At 36.3% G+C, this 15,725-nt stretch carries 16 protein-coding genes; 7 read left to right on the forward strand and 9 right to left on the reverse strand.

Annotation, left to right across the window (positions count from 1 at the left end; all coding sequences use genetic code 11):
• The first annotated feature begins 242 nt into the window (after positions 1-242).
• Entirely contained in the window at positions 243-1,868 is a 1,626-nt protein-coding gene (locus tag B2R82_RS16650; protein ID WP_286925999.1) for a hypothetical protein, read from the forward strand.
• A gap of 901 nt (positions 1,869-2,769) precedes the next feature.
• Here the strand turns inward: B2R82_RS16650 and B2R82_RS16655 are convergent.
• The gene (locus B2R82_RS16655) at positions 2,770-3,324 is read right to left on the reverse strand and encodes a DJ-1/PfpI family protein (RefSeq protein WP_286926000.1); all 555 of its coding nucleotides are present in this window, start codon (positions 3,322-3,324) and stop codon (positions 2,770-2,772) included.
• 290 nt (positions 3,325-3,614) lie between these two features.
• On the opposite strand from B2R82_RS16655, the gene B2R82_RS16660 reads away from it, so the two are divergent.
• The 3 genes from B2R82_RS16660 to B2R82_RS24105 all read left to right on the forward strand — a co-directional run bounded on the left by B2R82_RS16660 (position 3,615) and on the right by B2R82_RS24105 (position 5,172).
• A complete protein-coding gene (locus B2R82_RS16660) occupies positions 3,615-4,013 on the forward strand; it encodes a MarR family winged helix-turn-helix transcriptional regulator (protein WP_286926001.1) in 399 nt (132 codons plus the stop codon).
• 5 nt (positions 4,014-4,018) lie between these two features.
• Positions 4,019-5,020 carry an MFS transporter gene (locus tag B2R82_RS16665; protein WP_414674128.1) on the forward strand — a complete coding sequence of 334 codons (1,002 nt, stop codon included), beginning with the start codon at positions 4,019-4,021 and terminating at the stop codon, positions 5,018-5,020.
• On the forward strand, positions 4,996-5,172 hold the full coding sequence (locus B2R82_RS24105) for a hypothetical protein (RefSeq protein WP_313373270.1): 177 nt from the start codon (positions 4,996-4,998) through the stop codon (positions 5,170-5,172). Before B2R82_RS16665 ends, B2R82_RS24105 begins: the two co-directional genes overlap by 25 nt.
• A gap of 63 nt (positions 5,173-5,235) precedes the next feature.
• Here the strand turns inward: B2R82_RS24105 and B2R82_RS16670 are convergent, their stop codons facing one another.
• The 6 genes from B2R82_RS16670 to B2R82_RS16695 all read right to left on the reverse strand — a co-directional run bounded on the left by B2R82_RS16670 (position 5,236) and on the right by B2R82_RS16695 (position 10,323).
• Positions 5,236-6,438: a macrolide family glycosyltransferase gene (locus B2R82_RS16670; protein WP_286926002.1), complete on the reverse strand. Its 1,203-nt coding sequence runs from the start codon at positions 6,436-6,438 to the stop codon at positions 5,236-5,238.
• 171 nt (positions 6,439-6,609) lie between these two features.
• Positions 6,610-7,224, reverse strand: coding sequence for an NlpC/P60 family protein (locus tag B2R82_RS16675; protein ID WP_286926003.1), 615 nt, complete (start codon positions 7,222-7,224; stop codon positions 6,610-6,612).
• Positions 7,225-7,376: 152 nt separating this feature from the next.
• The gene (locus B2R82_RS16680; RefSeq protein ID WP_286926004.1) at positions 7,377-8,123 is read right to left on the reverse strand and encodes an amino acid ABC transporter ATP-binding protein; all 747 of its coding nucleotides are present in this window, start codon (positions 8,121-8,123) and stop codon (positions 7,377-7,379) included.
• A 10-nt stretch (positions 8,124-8,133) separates the two neighbouring features.
• Complete coding sequence (locus B2R82_RS16685; RefSeq protein ID WP_286926005.1) at positions 8,134-8,790, reverse strand: amino acid ABC transporter permease; 657 nt, start codon at positions 8,788-8,790, stop codon at positions 8,134-8,136.
• 65 nt (positions 8,791-8,855) lie between these two features.
• A complete protein-coding gene (locus B2R82_RS16690; RefSeq protein ID WP_286926006.1) occupies positions 8,856-9,677 on the reverse strand; it encodes an amino acid ABC transporter substrate-binding protein in 822 nt (273 codons plus the stop codon).
• 253 nt (positions 9,678-9,930) lie between these two features.
• Positions 9,931-10,323 carry a ribonuclease HI family protein gene (locus B2R82_RS16695; RefSeq protein ID WP_286926007.1) on the reverse strand — a complete coding sequence of 131 codons (393 nt, stop codon included), beginning with the start codon at positions 10,321-10,323 and terminating at the stop codon, positions 9,931-9,933.
• Positions 10,324-10,554: 231 nt separating this feature from the next.
• Between B2R82_RS16695 and B2R82_RS16700 the strand changes: the two genes are divergently transcribed.
• Positions 10,555-10,752, forward strand: coding sequence for a zinc-finger domain-containing protein (locus B2R82_RS16700; RefSeq protein ID WP_283871787.1), 198 nt, complete (start codon positions 10,555-10,557; stop codon positions 10,750-10,752).
• Between the two features lie 385 nt (positions 10,753-11,137).
• On the opposite strand, the gene B2R82_RS16705 is transcribed toward B2R82_RS16700, so the two are convergent.
• Positions 11,138-12,121 carry an SEC-C domain-containing protein gene (locus tag B2R82_RS16705; protein ID WP_286926008.1) on the reverse strand — a complete coding sequence of 328 codons (984 nt, stop codon included), beginning with the start codon at positions 12,119-12,121 and terminating at the stop codon, positions 11,138-11,140.
• A 231-nt stretch (positions 12,122-12,352) separates the two neighbouring features.
• Positions 12,353-14,167, reverse strand: coding sequence for an oligoendopeptidase F (gene pepF / locus B2R82_RS16710; RefSeq protein WP_286926009.1), 1,815 nt, complete (start codon positions 14,165-14,167; stop codon positions 12,353-12,355).
• Between the two features lie 227 nt (positions 14,168-14,394).
• Between pepF and B2R82_RS16715 the strand changes: the two genes are divergently transcribed.
• Together B2R82_RS16715 and B2R82_RS16720 are read left to right on the forward strand one after the other, a co-directional pair.
• Positions 14,395-14,835 (forward strand): Dps family protein, encoded by a 441-nt coding sequence (locus tag B2R82_RS16715; RefSeq protein WP_054770433.1) that lies wholly within the window; start codon positions 14,395-14,397, stop codon positions 14,833-14,835.
• Between the two features lie 318 nt (positions 14,836-15,153).
• On the forward strand, positions 15,154-15,663 hold the full coding sequence (locus B2R82_RS16720) for a general stress protein (RefSeq protein ID WP_286926010.1): 510 nt from the start codon (positions 15,154-15,156) through the stop codon (positions 15,661-15,663).
• The last annotated feature ends 62 nt before the right edge of the window (positions 15,664-15,725 follow it).

The raw sequence follows: 15,725 nt of genomic DNA on the forward strand, positions 1-15,725 counted from the left end.
CTAGCGATCTTATGAAGTTGTTGAAGAGGTAATGTAACTAAAAGGAATGTAGGATATTACGTACATTTAATACAGGGAAACAAGGATGTATGTAGCAACGAGATTGTGGCCTATTGCTATATGATCATCAACAAACGCCACCTGTCATGGGATATATTAAAGGTGGCATAAAAGCGAGAAAAATCATTAGTATTTATCGTTGTAAATGGAAACCTTTAGTATACAGGAGGAGGTAACAAAATATGAGGTATTACGATGGTAGATTTTTAATTTATGATTCAGAAACAAAATTTAAGGCTAGTGAATTAACACTAGAAACTCTAGAACTAATAGGCGGTACTGAGGGGGTAATGTTAAGATATCATGAGGCAACAGGTTTAGTTTTACCTTATATATTAACTAAATTTAGAACAGACACGAAGAATAGTCACAACCTTCTTAGGTGGTTTGAAAATATGATTAACAACTCAGATAAGAAGGATCTTGCAAGTAAAGGTTTAGCTGAGCGTTTAACTAAATTAAATATTTCATTTACACAGGAAGACATTGATATCCTTGTTAATGTGCCTTTAGAATTAGTCGCGCAAAGAACTTCGCCAGTGTCAGAAGGGTTGCTAGCTTATGTATATGGAGATTGGCAGGCAGCGGTCACTTTAAGAAGACGTATAATGGTGGATGATGTTTCTTACAAACATCCAAATAAAACTTTGAATCAGAATACGAATACTGATGAATTAGGTGTTAGGTTGCCAGATGCAGAAATAATTGTTTCCCATATTATAGGAGAACCTTATGCTGATACTCCGTTCCAAGGTACATACAGTCCATACCCAAACCTCTTATATCGCATGAAACAAATTGTAGCTATCTTAACTTCAAGCACGTCAGCTATTCGTTTGGATCATATTAATCGAACAATTTCAATGTTGAAGGATACATACAACATAAAGATACCACCTATTGAACTCCGTCAACTACGTAGTGCTTTTAAAATATTACCTTTAGACCATGTTATCGGTAATCCAGATAATGACACTGTTAAGATTTATGATAATGAGCGTGCTTATTATGAAAATCTTGTAGACTTTATTAAATATCACATAACTAAGTTTAATAAAGAAATTATGATTAATTCGTCAGCAGCAGAGATCGCTGCTAAGTCTGAGCAGGATTATAATACTGGTGTGCTACCTCTTCGATTGAGCGAATATCTTGAACAGTTGTTATACGATGTACTAGATAGTAACTTCTATCACACAGGAAACTTTAACTACATCGTTAAATACCCTGAAGTTAGCCCCTATAAAGATAATATAGGATTAATTATAGATAAAGATGATATTCATCAATCCGATTTGCATATCATAGCTTCAAATTATTTGGGGCTAAGTGCAAAAACATTTAGTGCTAGTGTATGGGCAGAAGGTATTATTAAACTGATGCGTTGGGGTGATCGTAAAGTTAAAAACCTAAATGTTGGTTTGAATAATACACAATACTTAGATTTACAAACTATGAATCTAATTACACAACAGCCAAAAACTATAGAAGACCAAGAGGAGAGAAAAGAATTTATGTATCCAATTTATGAAGGTCCAGAAATAACATACAATAAAATCACACGTCGTCCTAATGATGATACGATTATTGGAGGTTACGCTGATTCACAAGGATTTCGTATATTTGCATCAGTAGAGGAGATTACAAGTTTTGCAGTAGATGGTGCTCATACTCATGCAGATGGTGTACTGTTAAATTTGTTCCAAACTCTGTTATCAGCAGATACTGGCAATAGTTATGTCTCAAGAACTAAAGTCATTTCTGAAAAAACAATTCACACTATCTATAAGGCTTTAGAAGGTAAGTAATAACAAAACGCACTAGAATGTGATGTTCTTAAGGCTTATCTGATGAAAACTATTTGGAAAGCATGTAATTTAATTTTACAAGATCACACAGGAGCTAAGATTTCTTAACTTACTGGTATATATGTACACAAAATGGGAGCTGAAATCAACAAAAACTTCTTTGAACAAATGAGAGGTATTTTAGACAAGTCCTTAGATTTTCCACTAGTTAAAGTATTGAATCAGGGAACATGCTAACCATCAAGATGGCATTTGGATTTCTCCATTCGAAGTCATTTTCTTTCCTCTGAATGTGTGTGTTTAATGATATAGCTAACGATAGTCAAAAGTATTTGTGAAAAAATGTACATTGTCTGGTTAATGAAATGGGGGGATAGATAATGGATAACCAATATGTTGTAGGTTGGGGTACATTGGCATTGATAAATGCTGCACTTGCACAAGGGAAGAATAGAACAGGGTTAAATTGGTTTTTACTTTCTCTTGTATTAGGTCCATTGGCAACACTAATTTTGTTATTTGTTGAAAANNGATATAAGTTAATTGACTCCTTGTTGAACTCCGTGAAAGAGCTTAATCTTCTTTCATTATCTATGGTGAAGTGCTTATTTTGCGCTTCATGGATGGCTAACAGGAGTGTAATATAAACTTGAGTTTCGTTTGTTTGATGAAGCAGACAATCCAAAGATGGACTTCCTTAGTGGATAGCAATGGTGAATCCCATAGGCGATACTAAGAAGGCTGAGAATACAAGTGGCTATGAGAGACAGAAAAGCATAACGGACAGGAAGATACAAAATAGCTGTCCGTTAGACTTCATGGAACCGCTGTATACGGATTCGTACGAAGGAGGTGTGAGAGAGACTAGTCAATTAATGGATAGTCTCCTACTCGATTGCCCTTATTGTTCTAATTTTTGAATAAACTCACGCATTAATCCAGGTAGATCTGGCCATGCATGACCACTAACTAAATTGCCATCAGTATGAAGATTCGCATCAATGTAAGTGCCCCCAGCTACTTGAACTTCTGGCTTGCAGGCAATGTAAGCTGTGAGTTCACGACCTTTTAGCACCTCAGGAATAGTTGCAAATATTTGTGCAGCGTGACAGACAGCAGCTATTGGTTTATTCTCTTCAAAGAAATGGCTCACTAGTGCTGGAACATACTCATTTAAACGAATGTATTCTGGTGCTCGACCACCAGGAATAATGAGTCCGTCAAATTGTGCTGGATCAATATCAGCGAACGATGAATGTGCCTCTAAGCCATATGCTGTGCGCTCGATATATGTATCGACCCCATCTATAAAATCGTGCAATACAGTTTGTAGTTTCTTTGCTGATGGTGCTGCAATCGTTACATCATAGCCAGCCTCTAAGCAGCGGTAATAAGGATAAAAAATTTCCAACGCTTCTACAGCGTCCCCGGCGATTATTAATACTTTTTTCCCCATGATTCCATCTCCTTTATTGTGATTTACTAGCTAAATTCGACACTTTCAAAAAATTCCCTGCTGATATTTTAGAAAAGCTGAAAGAAGTAGATGTACATAATGGCAAATTGCTATGAAGCTCAAACAACCTACTTTACAATGAAAAAAATGAAGCGTATAGTATTTGTTTAGCTAGGTAAATAATCTAGAATTGAAGCATGATTTTTAGTCTTCATCAATCGGACTTTCACCTAACTTGTATAAATACAAATTTATTGCCCGTTAATGCGGGATAACCGAGGAGGTAAAAATTGATTCCGTTATTTCATGCCTTATTCCAAAAAAGTCGCTATTTAACGAATTGTTTAAATGAAGTTCTAAAACAGCATAATTTGTATAGCTCACAATGGACCATTTTATACTGCTTACATACGCACGGTCCAATGACATTAACTCAAATTTGGAAGTATTTAAATGTTGAAGCACCGAGTATTACTAGAGCAATTACTCGACTCGAAACGTTAGGGTGGGTACAAAGAATAGATGGTGCAGATAAACGAGAAAAGATTGTTACTCTATCACCAGAAGCAGAAAAACGATTACCCGCTATTACAAAAACAATTTTAGCATTTGAGGAAGAAATGGTAGGATCGCTTTCTGTAGAAGAACAACAGCAATTTATAAGTCTACTGGAAAAAATGAAAGGTTGATTGACATGCAGCATGAGGAAAATTCAAAAATATGGACGAAGCGGTTTATTAGTCTGTTTCTAACAAATATTTCAGTGTTTTTTGTTTTTTATGGGCTCGTAACGACCTTACCGCTTTATGCAATTGGTGAGCTTCACCAAACTGATAAGGAGGCAGGTTTATTACTATCAGGTTTTTTATTATCAGCTATTATTGTACGTCCCTTTTCAGGTAAATTATTAGATGTTTTTGGAAAAAAGCTGCTTTTAGTTTTATCGATTGCCGGCTATTTTTTATGTACAGTTTTATATTTATTTATTCATCCATTCGGACTTTTACTTGGACTACGCTTTATTCAAGGAATCTTCTTTAGTATTATCACAACTGCAGCCGGTTCTTTAGCTGCGGATATTGTACCCACGAAGCGTAAAGGCGCAGGTCTTGGCTATTTCACTATGTCTACTAATTTGGCTGTCGTGATTGGACCATTCGTCGGTTTACTACTTATTCAATATAGTAGCTTCAATGTATTATTTATTGTGATGAGTATTTGTATAGTAGCTGGTGGCATTTTAGCTGCTACTGTGAATACAGATGATCTACCTAAACCTGCACATCAGGGGAAATTAACCTTTAAATTGAATGATTTATTTGAGCGCAAAGCACTTCCTACAGCGGCTATTGCTAGCTTAGTTGCTTTTTCCTATGCGAGTGTTTTATCCTTTTTATCCGTGTATGCTCAGCAAAAAGGACTTATGGCCATCGCCAGTTTATTTTATGCAGTTTTTGCAGCAGCCATGCTAATTACAAGACCTTATACTGGTAAGCTTTATGATACAAGAGGACCACAGTTTGTCATTATTCCTGGTATTATATCTTTTGCTATAGGGCTAGTTATGCTTGCATTTGTGGCAGGACCAGTTTTATTTTTAAGCGCAGCTATTTTTATTGGGTTTGGCTATNNCTTCAACGTAGTGGTTATGCAACCGCAACATACTTTACAATGTTTGACCTTGGAATTGCTTTAGGTTCTTATATTTTAGGTATAATAGCGGTACAAGCGGGTTATAGTGCTGTTTATCTAACCGGTGCAGGTTTACTGGTCGTTGTTTTTATTATCTATTTACTGCGTTTAGCCAAAATAAAAACAAAACATGTAACAGGGGATATACGATTTTAAAGAAAATTGAAAGCTGAACCACTAGTAATAGTAGTTCAGCTTAAAAAGCGACAAAAAAGAAGTCTAGATTGTAGTTTGATCTTTAAATTTGAAAATTTCATCAACTGCATGATGATAGCCACCTGAATTTTGAAATGTTTTACTGCTATTTGCAACAGCCTCTTGGAAGGAGGACTCCTTTAAAACATGCTCTGCTGCTTCGAACAGCTGTTGTGCAGTTAATGTTTGCATCTGTAGTGGAATACCAGCACCTATTTTGGCAACCTGCTCTGCAATTATGGGCTGGTCTGCGCCTTGAGGAATGACAATTAGTGGAACACCATAGTAGAGACTTTCATTCGTGCTGTTCATTCCACCATGCGTAATAAATAGTTTAGCGTTTTTTAATACTTCAGTTTGTGGAACATAATCCTGGACAATAAAGTTTGGAGGAATCTCTCCTAATTCATCTAGTTGGTTTTTTTGTCCAATAGACATAACGATAGTGTATGGAGTGTTTGCGAAAGCTTTCAAACAAAGCTTGTAAAATTCCGGGGCTTGATTAATGATGGTACCCCTTGAAATGTAAATAAGGTTTTTGTCCTTGATAGCAGTAAAATCAAAATTCCTTTGTGCATTTCGAGGATAAATGGATGGGCCTACAAATTTATAGGTTTGGTCAAAATTATCTCCAAAGGGCTGAAATTCTCTAATTGTATAAACGATTGTAAGTGGGGCAGGGTTACAAAATACTTCATAGGGAGAATAAATATCAATATTATAGGTATCTTTGATTTTAGCTATCAGCGCTTGATAAATTTCATTTATTTTATCTAGTATTGCATTTGGAATATGCTGTGACAATTGCTCTATTGTGTGATCAAACGATAATTTGGTTTCAGCAAAAGTTGTGCATGAATTGATTGCAGGAAGCTGAAGAATTTGTGCAAGGAGACGTCCGCATCCAAACATGGAATCATGAATGATATAATCAAATTTCTCACCTTTAATTTGTTCAAGTACGGCAGGGATAACAATATCTGCTGTCAGTAAAAGTCCATTGACTCTTTCAAGCAAATACGTTCTTCCTCCTGAAATAAATGCTTTTATAAATTTTTGACCATCAAATGTTCGAACAGTGGCACCTGTTTTCTCCACACGCTCTCTAAAATCTTTTATTGTAAAGTACACCACCTCTTCTCCGCGTGATATAAGCTCTTGTACGACGCCAATAGTTGGATTGATATGCCCCTCAGATCCGCCATTTATAAATAAAACTCGTGACAATTCAATCACTCCTTAGGATTAAAATTTCTGATATACAAAGGGATACTTGCCCATATTATTGTTTACTATGGTAAAACACCGCATATTCTTTTAGCAAGTGCAAGCAGGTTTTTGAAGTGGATTTCATTTCAAAAAAAACCGAACTAATGGTTATATTAGTTCAGCTAGTTTCTATAAACGGCCATATCCTACAAAGTACTTCTTCCAATAAGAACTATTAATATTAGCAATCGTCACACCACTATTGCTTGCATTGATCATTTGATTATTACCAACATAAATACCTACATGGGAAATGCCTGCTTTATATGTATTTGCGAAAAATACTAAATCACCTACTTTAGGTGTACTTACTTTTTCGGCCGTATTGTAAAAGCCTGCAGCCGTTTTACGTGGCGTTGAAATACCTGCATTATTATAAACATATGTGATATATCCTGAGCAATCGAAACCTGTGCTTGGTTTCGTTCCACCGAATGTATATTTAACACCAAGTTGTTGTTTGGCAATTTGTACTAGATTGGCAGGTGATTTAGGTACAGTAGTGTGCATCGTATTAAGGTTTAACTTTTGGCCAATATAAATCGTGGAAGAAGATAAATGATTCCAGCTCATTAATGTTTGTAAAGAAACACCCTGTTGACTAGCAATTTTCCATAAAGAATCACCAGGTTTTACTGTGTACGTTGCAGCAGATGCTGTTTCGAGCGATGAAAAAAGTACAGATGAACTTAATGCTAGTGCCGCTAATTTAATCCCCCATCTATACTTTTTATTCTTCTTCATATTATGTATCCTCCTATAACTTGAAAGCATTTTTCTTAATATATAAATGATATTAACATTAGAATATTACAAATGTATGTCAATAAAATAACATTAAGGATACAATTAAACATAATAAAACGGAGAATAGCATAAAGCTACTCTCCGTATTTCTACTTTAAATTCTTCTTTAAAAAAGCCTTTGTCCGTTCATGCTGAGGATTGTTGAAAAACTCTTCAGGATGATTAGCTTCAATAATTTCGCCACCATCCATAAATAACACCTTGTTTGCCACTTCACGTGCAAAGCCCATCTCATGCGTGACCACAATCATTGTCATATGCTCCTCAGCTAAATCCTTCATAACGTTTAACACTTCACCTGTAAGTTCTGGATCAAGAGCTGAGGTTGGTTCATCGAATAATAAAATTTGTGGGTTCATCATAAGTGCACGAGCAATGGCTACACGTTGTTTTTGACCACCAGAAAGATTGGCTGGAAAAGCCTTCGCTTTATCAGCAAGTCCAATTTTTTTTAATAAATCTTGACAGCGACGAGTAATTTCATCTGCAGATTCATTTTTTACTAGGCTTGGTGCCATTTCAAGGTTTTGTTGAACCGTTAAATGTGGGAATAGGTTAAAGTGCTGAAAAACCATTCCCATTTTTGCTGTAATTGCTTTAATTTCCTGCTGCTTTGGATATTGCCCATCTTGCACCAAGTAATCACCGTCTACACAAATACTACCGCCATTGATTTCTTCTAAATGAATCAAGCTTCGGAGCATAGTGCTTTTACCTGATCCAGAAGGGCCGATTACAGCAATCACATCATTTTTATCTATAGAAAAAGTAATTCGCTTGAGGACCTCAAGCTCACCAAAGGATTTTTTTAAGTTTGTTACTTCAATCAGCGCCATACTGTCACCTCTATTCAAATTTAAAGCGTTTTTCTAACCATTTAAACAGCACAGTTAAAACAAGTGTCATCGCTAAATAAATAGCACCAGCAATAAAGAACGGCACAATTGTAAAGTCACGATTAACAGCTGTTTGTGCAAAGTGCAGTAGCTCTGGGACAGCGACTGCATATAAAAGAGCTGTATCTTTTATTAATGTGACCGATTCATTTGATAAGGCTGGTAAGGCTACTCGAAACATTTGAGGCAATATAACGCGTGTCGTGGTTTGCCATCTTGATAAACCTAGTACTTGAGCTGCTTCATATTGTCCTTTATCAATGGCCAGTAATCCACCACGGAAAATCTCAGCAAAATAAGCAGCATAATTTAGAATAAAGCCAAGACATGCTGCGACAAATCGATCAAGCACTAAGTACTCGCCGATGACTGGCAGCATAGGTAAACCGAAGCAAATTAATAAAAGCTGTAGTAATAGTGGTGTACCACGCATGACATAAATATACGTATGTGCAAGCCAAGAGAGGGGTTTAAAACGGCTCTTTGCTGCTAATGTTAATATGAAACCAAGTGGAATCGATACTAGAATGGCGATGAAAAACAGTAATACTGTCATTTTAGCGCCTTCAAGCATCGGCAAAACCATTGTTTGCCAGTAGTCCGCCATTTCTTCTTCCCTCCAAATAGATTAAGAGCTTCGCAAGGAAACTCTTAACGATTTATAGCATTCAATTATTTTAAAACTTTATCTTCCCCAAACCATTTTGTAGAGATTTCAGCGGAAGTGCCATCCTCATTCATTTTATCTAATGCAGCTTGAAGTTTTTCTAATAATGCTTCATTGCCAGGCTTGACACCAACCCCATATTGCTCAGGTGCTAATGACTCATCTAACAATTTGAATGTGTCAGGCTCTTTTGTCATATAATATTCAGCTACAACTGAATCGATAATAACTGCATCTACTCGACCTGTTTTTAAATCTGTTAATGCTAAAACATTATCTCCGAATTCAGTAACTGTTTTAATTTCTTTGTTTATTGGATTTTCATTTAAAGCATCTGCTGCAGAAGACTGTGATTGAAGTCCAACTTCCTTACCAGCTAAATCCTTTAATTCTTTTATAGATGAATCTTTAAGTATCATTACAGCCTGTGCGTTTTCTAAGTAGGGTTTAGTAAATAATACTTGTTTTTTGCGAGTATCGTTTATTGTATAGCCATTCCAAATTAAATCGATACGACCACTAATTAATTCTACTTCTTTTGTTTTCCAATCAATTGGTTGGAACTCTGCTTCTACGCCCATATGTTCTGCTGCTGCACGAGCTAAGTCGATATCGAAGCCTACGATTTCATTTTTATCGTCTCGGAAGCCCATTGGTGCAAATTTATCGTCAATACCAATAATTAATTTTTCTTTATCAGTGGATTTGTTGTCAGCAGTTGTTTTATCTGTTCCTGTTCCGCTTGTTTTCTCCTCTGATGAACCACATGCTGCTAATGCAAACATCACGGCTGTCAGCATGAAAAAAAATACGAATATTCGTTTCATTTTAGCATTCTCCTAACATTCTAAATAGATTTTTATCATTCGCTTTCGTTAACTAAATCACTAATGTGATAAAGAATATCATCGTACTTTAAAATTGTCAATATCCGTATTGAATTATTAGAAAATGCCTACATGTTAGAGCAACATTTGATGACTAAGAAAGCTGATAAAAATAAAAAATTAGGGGATATTAAATGGGGAGATAGAAAAAAGGAACTGCACGCTAAGGCAAAAACAGTTCCTAGTCCTTGGTTTAGTTTTTTTCTTTTTGAATGGCCTTACGGGCTAAAGTATCGGCCGCTTTATTTTGAGTATCTGGGACCCATTTGATAAAAAATAAATCGAAGGTATCTGCAAGGGCTAATGCCTTCTCGAGAAATGGTTTAAATTCCTCATTTTTCACATATTCTTTTTCCATAGATGCTACAACAATTTTTGAATCAGAACGAATTGAGACAAGGCTTGAACCAAGTTTTTGAGCCTCCTCTAAGCCACGGACTAAAGCTGTAAACTCAGCAATATGGTTATTGGCAGAACCTATAAACTCGCTAATTTGTATATGATGGCCCTCACCTTTAATAAATATACCTATGCCACTGGGACCAGGATTTCCTGCACTAGCAGCATCTATATATACCTCTAACATAAAATCCCTACCTCTTTGTTTTATTTTAATTGTACAACAAAGGTATTATTCGTTCATGCCATTTTTTTATCGTATAGACGGGCAGTAAGTCTCCATTGAAGAAGGAAGTAAAGTAAGCCTGATTGTAGTTACACTTTATTCAGGTAATAAACAAAATAGTTGCTTGTTCAAAATGTTCACTTCATAATAGGAAGAAGCGAATTTTGGACAGGGGAGGAGCGAGAGTTCAACATGGATAAAGTGACAGTTATGAAAGATATTGATGAACTGCATGATACGTATTGCGCGGATTGCTTAGTGATTAAGCAGCTGCGTAAAGATCGCGGAAAGCCAGGAGCTCATCGTTTCTGCATCGAGGCATGCACAGTGGGGGAGCGACTACAGTTTTTAGGAGACGAGCTTTTAAAAGTTTATAGTAAAAAGCTGTAAGTAATCGAAATTTTACTTTTTAATAAAACTTAATCATATTTACTAAAACTAATGCATAAATAACTATATGATCGGAAATGCTACTATTGGTTGGTTACCATAGAAAAAGTTACCTTGTTGTTGGCTCTGCTGATAACAAAGTAGCTTTTTTCTATTTTATCTTCATCTGGCAAAGGGTTTTTCTGTAGCGAAAGCAAAGCGACAGCTACAATTACGCCAATGCGAAATTGATATACATAAATGCGCCGTACGCTTGAGGAGTATTCTCCAGCGTATGGCGCATTTTTAAGTAAATTTTGCAAATACAATCCAAAAGTTGAATTTTTTGAAACGATTTTAGTGGTCTTCCACTATGCCATTAGAATAGTGCAAGCGAAGTTACTCTCTATTTAGTAGCCGCATAATTACTTAAATCTTGATAATATTTTGTAAGAGAGGAAGCAGAAATATCGAACGTCGCGGCAATTTCTTTTACTGTCAAGGATAGGGACTCGAATAATGCCTTTTCTTGTCCATAGCGAATCGCACCCGCAGCAATCGCAGCTTCTTTGCGTGCAGATGGTTGTCCTTCAATTAAATAATCCTCTAAAAGCTCTAACATCGGAGCTGTCTCGCGATCATTTTGCTCAAGGAAATCCTTTACTTGGGTTAAGACATTGCTCTCAAAGTTTGTGAATTCCTCTCCTTTATAGCCATTAGACACAAGTAATTCCCAGAAGGATAGATGCTTTTCTTTTAGGAATGTGCCAACCTTTTTCTCTGAGCCCTTAAAGGATTCCTTAAATTTCTCAAATACTTTTGCATGATCTTGAGGGAAGAAAATCAGTGTTGAAACAGCTAAATAATGCTCTGATTTTTTTGTTCCATCTGGTAAGAGGAAGGCAAAAACATGCATACCTTCAGGAATTGGCTTGTCGTTTTCTCGACGAATATAAATTTCTTCATTTGTTAGCACGTGGATAGCCTTGAAATATTTCTCTTCTACAGTGGAGACAGATCCAATAAATAAATGAGGCTGTGACCAGTTTTCTAAAACCTTTAAAGTAGAAGGTCTGACCGTTTTTTTCTTTGTTTTCTTTAAATAGCCTTTCCAAATAGATGGCTCTTGATGGAAGAAGAAGTCATCTAACGCAACTGCCTCAATCAGTTCTCTTTGTAACACGCTCTCTAATTTAGGCTGCCATGTTCCTACATGCTCGATATAGGCACGAACATCTTTACGCTCTGGATATTCCATGTAAAATGTTTGCAGCACACGCTCTAATTCTTCAATTGCTACAGTTTCAACTGTTACCTGCTGTTTACCTTCGCAACATTTTTTGTATTTTTTGCCGCTACCACATGGGCATGGATCATTACGTTTTACCATAATTGGATACACTTCCTTTGAAAATTGTTAGTCGGTTTTTGCTAAATAAATTGCATACATTTAATAATAACGGTACTTTTGTATGAAGAAAAATGATTGTCTATTTAGAAATATCAAAAAACATAGAGGGACGCCCTAGTTCTAGTATATGTACGAATTTTTCTGAATAGAACCAAAAAAGAAAACCATCTACGCTTATAGTAAAGCATAGATGGTCCTTAAATTGTTATGTTAGCCTTTTATTGCTTCCATTTCCACTGTTAATCGTTCCAGCTCATCAATAAGATGGCCAATATAAGCAATGGTCTCACGCAGTGGTTGATCTGTTGTAACATCGACGCCTGCCATTTGAGCAAGTTCGACAGGTGACTTTGTACCGCCTGCCTGAAGAACAGCCAACCATTCATCAACAGCCTTATCGCCTTCTTTTACTATACGCTGAGATACTTGAGTAGAAATGGTTAAACCAGCACTATATGTGTATGGATATAAGCCCATATAATAATGAGGCTGACGCATCCAAGTAAGCTCTGCACCCTCGATAATATCGACAGTATCACCCCAGAAATCTTCCAGAACAGTGCGTTTTAATTGATTTAAAATTGTAGCATTAACAGCTTCACCAGCATCAATTAATTCATATACCTTTCGCTGATAGGCTGCTTCCAGTAAATGTGTGACAAAGTTATGATAATAGGTTTTAGACACGATATTAGAAATAACCCATCGTTTAAAGCGAAGGTCCTCATTATGCGTTAATAAATAATTGGCTAGTAGCATTTCATTCATTGTTGATGGTGCTTCGATAAAGTATAAGGATGGTCGACTATTAAAATAAGATTGATGAGCATGCGTATTGGCAAAATGACCAGCGTGTCCAAGCTCGTGAATAAGTGTGAAGACCTCATTCATACGCTCATTCCACGACATTAAAATATATGGATGACTTCCATATGGACTTGAACAGAAGGCACCAGTGGATTTTCCTTTGTTTGGCGCAAAATCAATCCATCGTTCATTAAACGCTTTTTCAATCATATTTGTATAATCTTGGCCTAGTACCGCTAACGCATTTTCAACATAATTTTTCGCTTCAGCCATCGTTAGCCTTGGATCATAATCCGGATCAAGGGCAATTTTTAAATCAGCAAATGTCATATTATCAATACCATTAGCTTTTTGAATTAGCTTAGCATAGCGACGCATATGTGGAGCAAGCTCTTTTGTAATAAGGTCTATTTGACGATTGTAGAGTGAGCGATCGACATCCTGATCAAATAATAGGTAATCAATAACTGAGTCGAAGCCTCGTAAATCAGCCATTGTTTTTTCCTGTTGAATGTGTGTGTTATAAATTTTGGCAGTAGTATGCTGATATTCTCGTAGTTTATTTGAGAATGCTTTAAATGCTGAACGGCGCACATTTGTATCTGCCTCGAATTCCCAGCCGTTTTCATATAAAACGAAGCTTAATGGATGTTTTTCACCATTTGCCTCAAATTCTCCAAAATGCATATCCACTAATTTTGCTGTATTGTATGTTTCGTAAGGTGCCTCAAAAGTAGGATTTAATGCAGCTAATACTTTTTCCACCTCTGGTTGTAGCTGATGGGGCTTTCTTTTTAACAAATCCTCTAAATAGAGCTTGTAAACAGGGCTAAGAAGACTTGCTTCCTTTAAAATTTCCTCGTCTAATGATAGCAATTCACTACGGACAAAAGATAGTGAGCTAGTTATTTTTCCGACTGCTGTACTAAACTTTGCAGCACGCATTTGGGCTACATCATCTGTATGATCTGCTTGTATTGTTAAGCTAGCATAAGTACCAATTGGAACAATGCTTTTTTCTAATGCCTCAAAAGCTGTGAGAACCTCAATGACCTTATGAGCATCTGTAATTGTACCTTGATAGTTTCGTTCAAAATACAATGCATTCTCTACAAGCTGCGCTAAAACAGGTTCAAAATCTGCTTCATTTTCAAGTAAAACTTTCAAATCCCACGTTTGTTCTACTGGCACATCTTTTCGTAATGGTAAAACCTCCATCAAAAACACCCCTTTAAAAGTAAGTGATTTAATTATAACGAAACTATTTCGGAAAGTGAAATAATTTTATAGAATAGTTTAAATATTCATAATGAAGAAAGAATAAAAACCTTATCTGAAAATAGCTATGTTTGAAAATGTGTCAATTGGGAAAAATGTGTGTATAGCCAATCATGAATGTAACGCATACTAATGGCTAGAACAATTGACACGATGGAGGAGAAATGATGACACAAAATTTAAACAAACAATTGAATAAGCTTGTAGCAACATGGTCTGTACTTTATACGAAATTGCATAATTATCATTGGTATGTGACAGGGAACGCCTTCTTTACACTACATGCAAAATTTGAAGAATTATATAATGAAACAACCTTAAATCTCGATGACACTGCGGAGCGCATTCTTTCCAAAGATGGTAAGCCTGTCGCGACGTTAAAAGAGCATCTTGAGCTATCATATGTAGAAGAGGCAACAGGAAATGAAACATCCGAAGAAATGGTGGCAACAACGATTTCGGATTTCCAAAAATTGATGAAAGCATTAAACTCAACAATGGAGCTAGCTGCGGAGGAAGGGGACGACCGTACAGAGGATATGCTAAATGCCATGTACCAATCTCTAGAAAAGCATACGTGGATGTTAAAGGCCTTCCTTGGTAAATAAAAATAGAGACAAGCAATTTAATTTTAAAAATAGGCAATTGGAGTAGCATCAGCTCCAATTAGCCTATTTTTTATTTTTATCTTCATTCAGCAAATGTATCTTGTATCGAAAGCAAAGCGGCAGATGTTTTTTGCGCGAAAGCGTAGCGGCAGCTACAATTATGCCAAGGCGAAATTGATACGAAAATGACAAAAATTAAACAGATATCAAAACTGTATAACAATTATGACAGTTTGATAAAGGATTTATGAAAAGGGTTTTTACAGTGGAGAGTAGGGTAATATCCTAGTAAGCCATACAAAATAGGAGGAATTGAACATGATGAATGAACAAAACCCGAGAATTGAAGTGGCACATACAAAGGAAGAAATGTTTCATATTTTAGAAAGTATGCGATTAGAAGGCTATCGCACAGAGGACATTCATATTATTGCAAAGGATGCCAATCAATTCGAGGATATTAAATGGGATGCTGCTGTGAAAACTCATGAGGCAGGTAATTGGCTAGATCAATTTAAATCGTGGTTCACTGGCGATACAGCAGTAACAGAAGGCTTAAAGCGTTTCGATTTGACCGAGGGACAAACAGCGTATTATGCGCAGCTAGTGGAACAAGGAGCCATTGTTTTATTTGCAGAGCGTGAAGATTTAGTTGATCCCAGGGCAACAGCAGACGATTCAGAAGAAAATCGTTACCGACATGATCCACTAGATCCACGTTTAACAGCACCTGAATCGTTAGCTGGTGAAACAGCTTCACAACGAGAAGAACGATTAAAGGCTGAAGAGCGAATGAATGAGGCAGAGCAATTAAGAAGATATTTATAGAACTAACAGACAGAGTGTAGAACGCTCTGTCTTTTTCATATGTTGAAAAACTAAATGGTCAA

The sequence above is a fragment of the Lysinibacillus sp. UBA6686 genome (genome assembly GCF_002455205.1).
Classification (GTDB): domain Bacteria; phylum Bacillota; class Bacilli; order Bacillales_A; family Planococcaceae; genus Lysinibacillus; species Lysinibacillus pakistanensis.

What these genes read in the sequence shown, in the direction of transcription:
- B2R82_RS16650 (WP_286925999.1), top strand. Translation starts at nt 243, where the DNA reads ATGAGGTATTACGATGGTAGATTTTTAATTTATGATTCAGAAACAAAA.
- B2R82_RS16655 (WP_286926000.1), bottom strand. Translation starts at nt 3,324, where the DNA reads ATGGGGAAAAAAGTATTAATAATCGCCGGGGACGCTGTAGAAGCGTTG.
- B2R82_RS24105 (WP_313373270.1), top strand. Translation starts at nt 4,996, where the DNA reads ATGTTTGACCTTGGAATTGCTTTAGGTTCTTATATTTTAGGTATAATA.
- B2R82_RS16675 (WP_286926003.1), bottom strand. Translation starts at nt 7,224, where the DNA reads ATGAAGAAGAATAAAAAGTATAGATGGGGGATTAAATTAGCGGCACTA.
- B2R82_RS16680 (WP_286926004.1), bottom strand. Translation starts at nt 8,123, where the DNA reads ATGGCGCTGATTGAAGTAACAAACTTAAAAAAATCCTTTGGTGAGCTT.
- B2R82_RS16685 (WP_286926005.1), bottom strand. Translation starts at nt 8,790, where the DNA reads ATGGCGGACTACTGGCAAACAATGGTTTTGCCGATGCTTGAAGGCGCT.
- B2R82_RS16690 (WP_286926006.1), bottom strand. Translation starts at nt 9,677, where the DNA reads ATGAAACGAATATTCGTATTTTTTTTCATGCTGACAGCCGTGATGTTT.
- B2R82_RS16695 (WP_286926007.1), bottom strand. Translation starts at nt 10,323, where the DNA reads ATGTTAGAGGTATATATAGATGCTGCTAGTGCAGGAAATCCTGGTCCC.
- B2R82_RS16700 (WP_283871787.1), top strand. Translation starts at nt 10,555, where the DNA reads ATGGATAAAGTGACAGTTATGAAAGATATTGATGAACTGCATGATACG.
- B2R82_RS16705 (WP_286926008.1), bottom strand. Translation starts at nt 12,121, where the DNA reads ATGGTAAAACGTAATGATCCATGCCCATGTGGTAGCGGCAAAAAATAC.
- pepF (WP_286926009.1), bottom strand. Translation starts at nt 14,167, where the DNA reads ATGGAGGTTTTACCATTACGAAAAGATGTGCCAGTAGAACAAACGTGG.
- B2R82_RS16715 (WP_054770433.1), top strand. Translation starts at nt 14,395, where the DNA reads ATGACACAAAATTTAAACAAACAATTGAATAAGCTTGTAGCAACATGG.
- B2R82_RS16720 (WP_286926010.1), top strand. Translation starts at nt 15,154, where the DNA reads ATGATGAATGAACAAAACCCGAGAATTGAAGTGGCACATACAAAGGAA.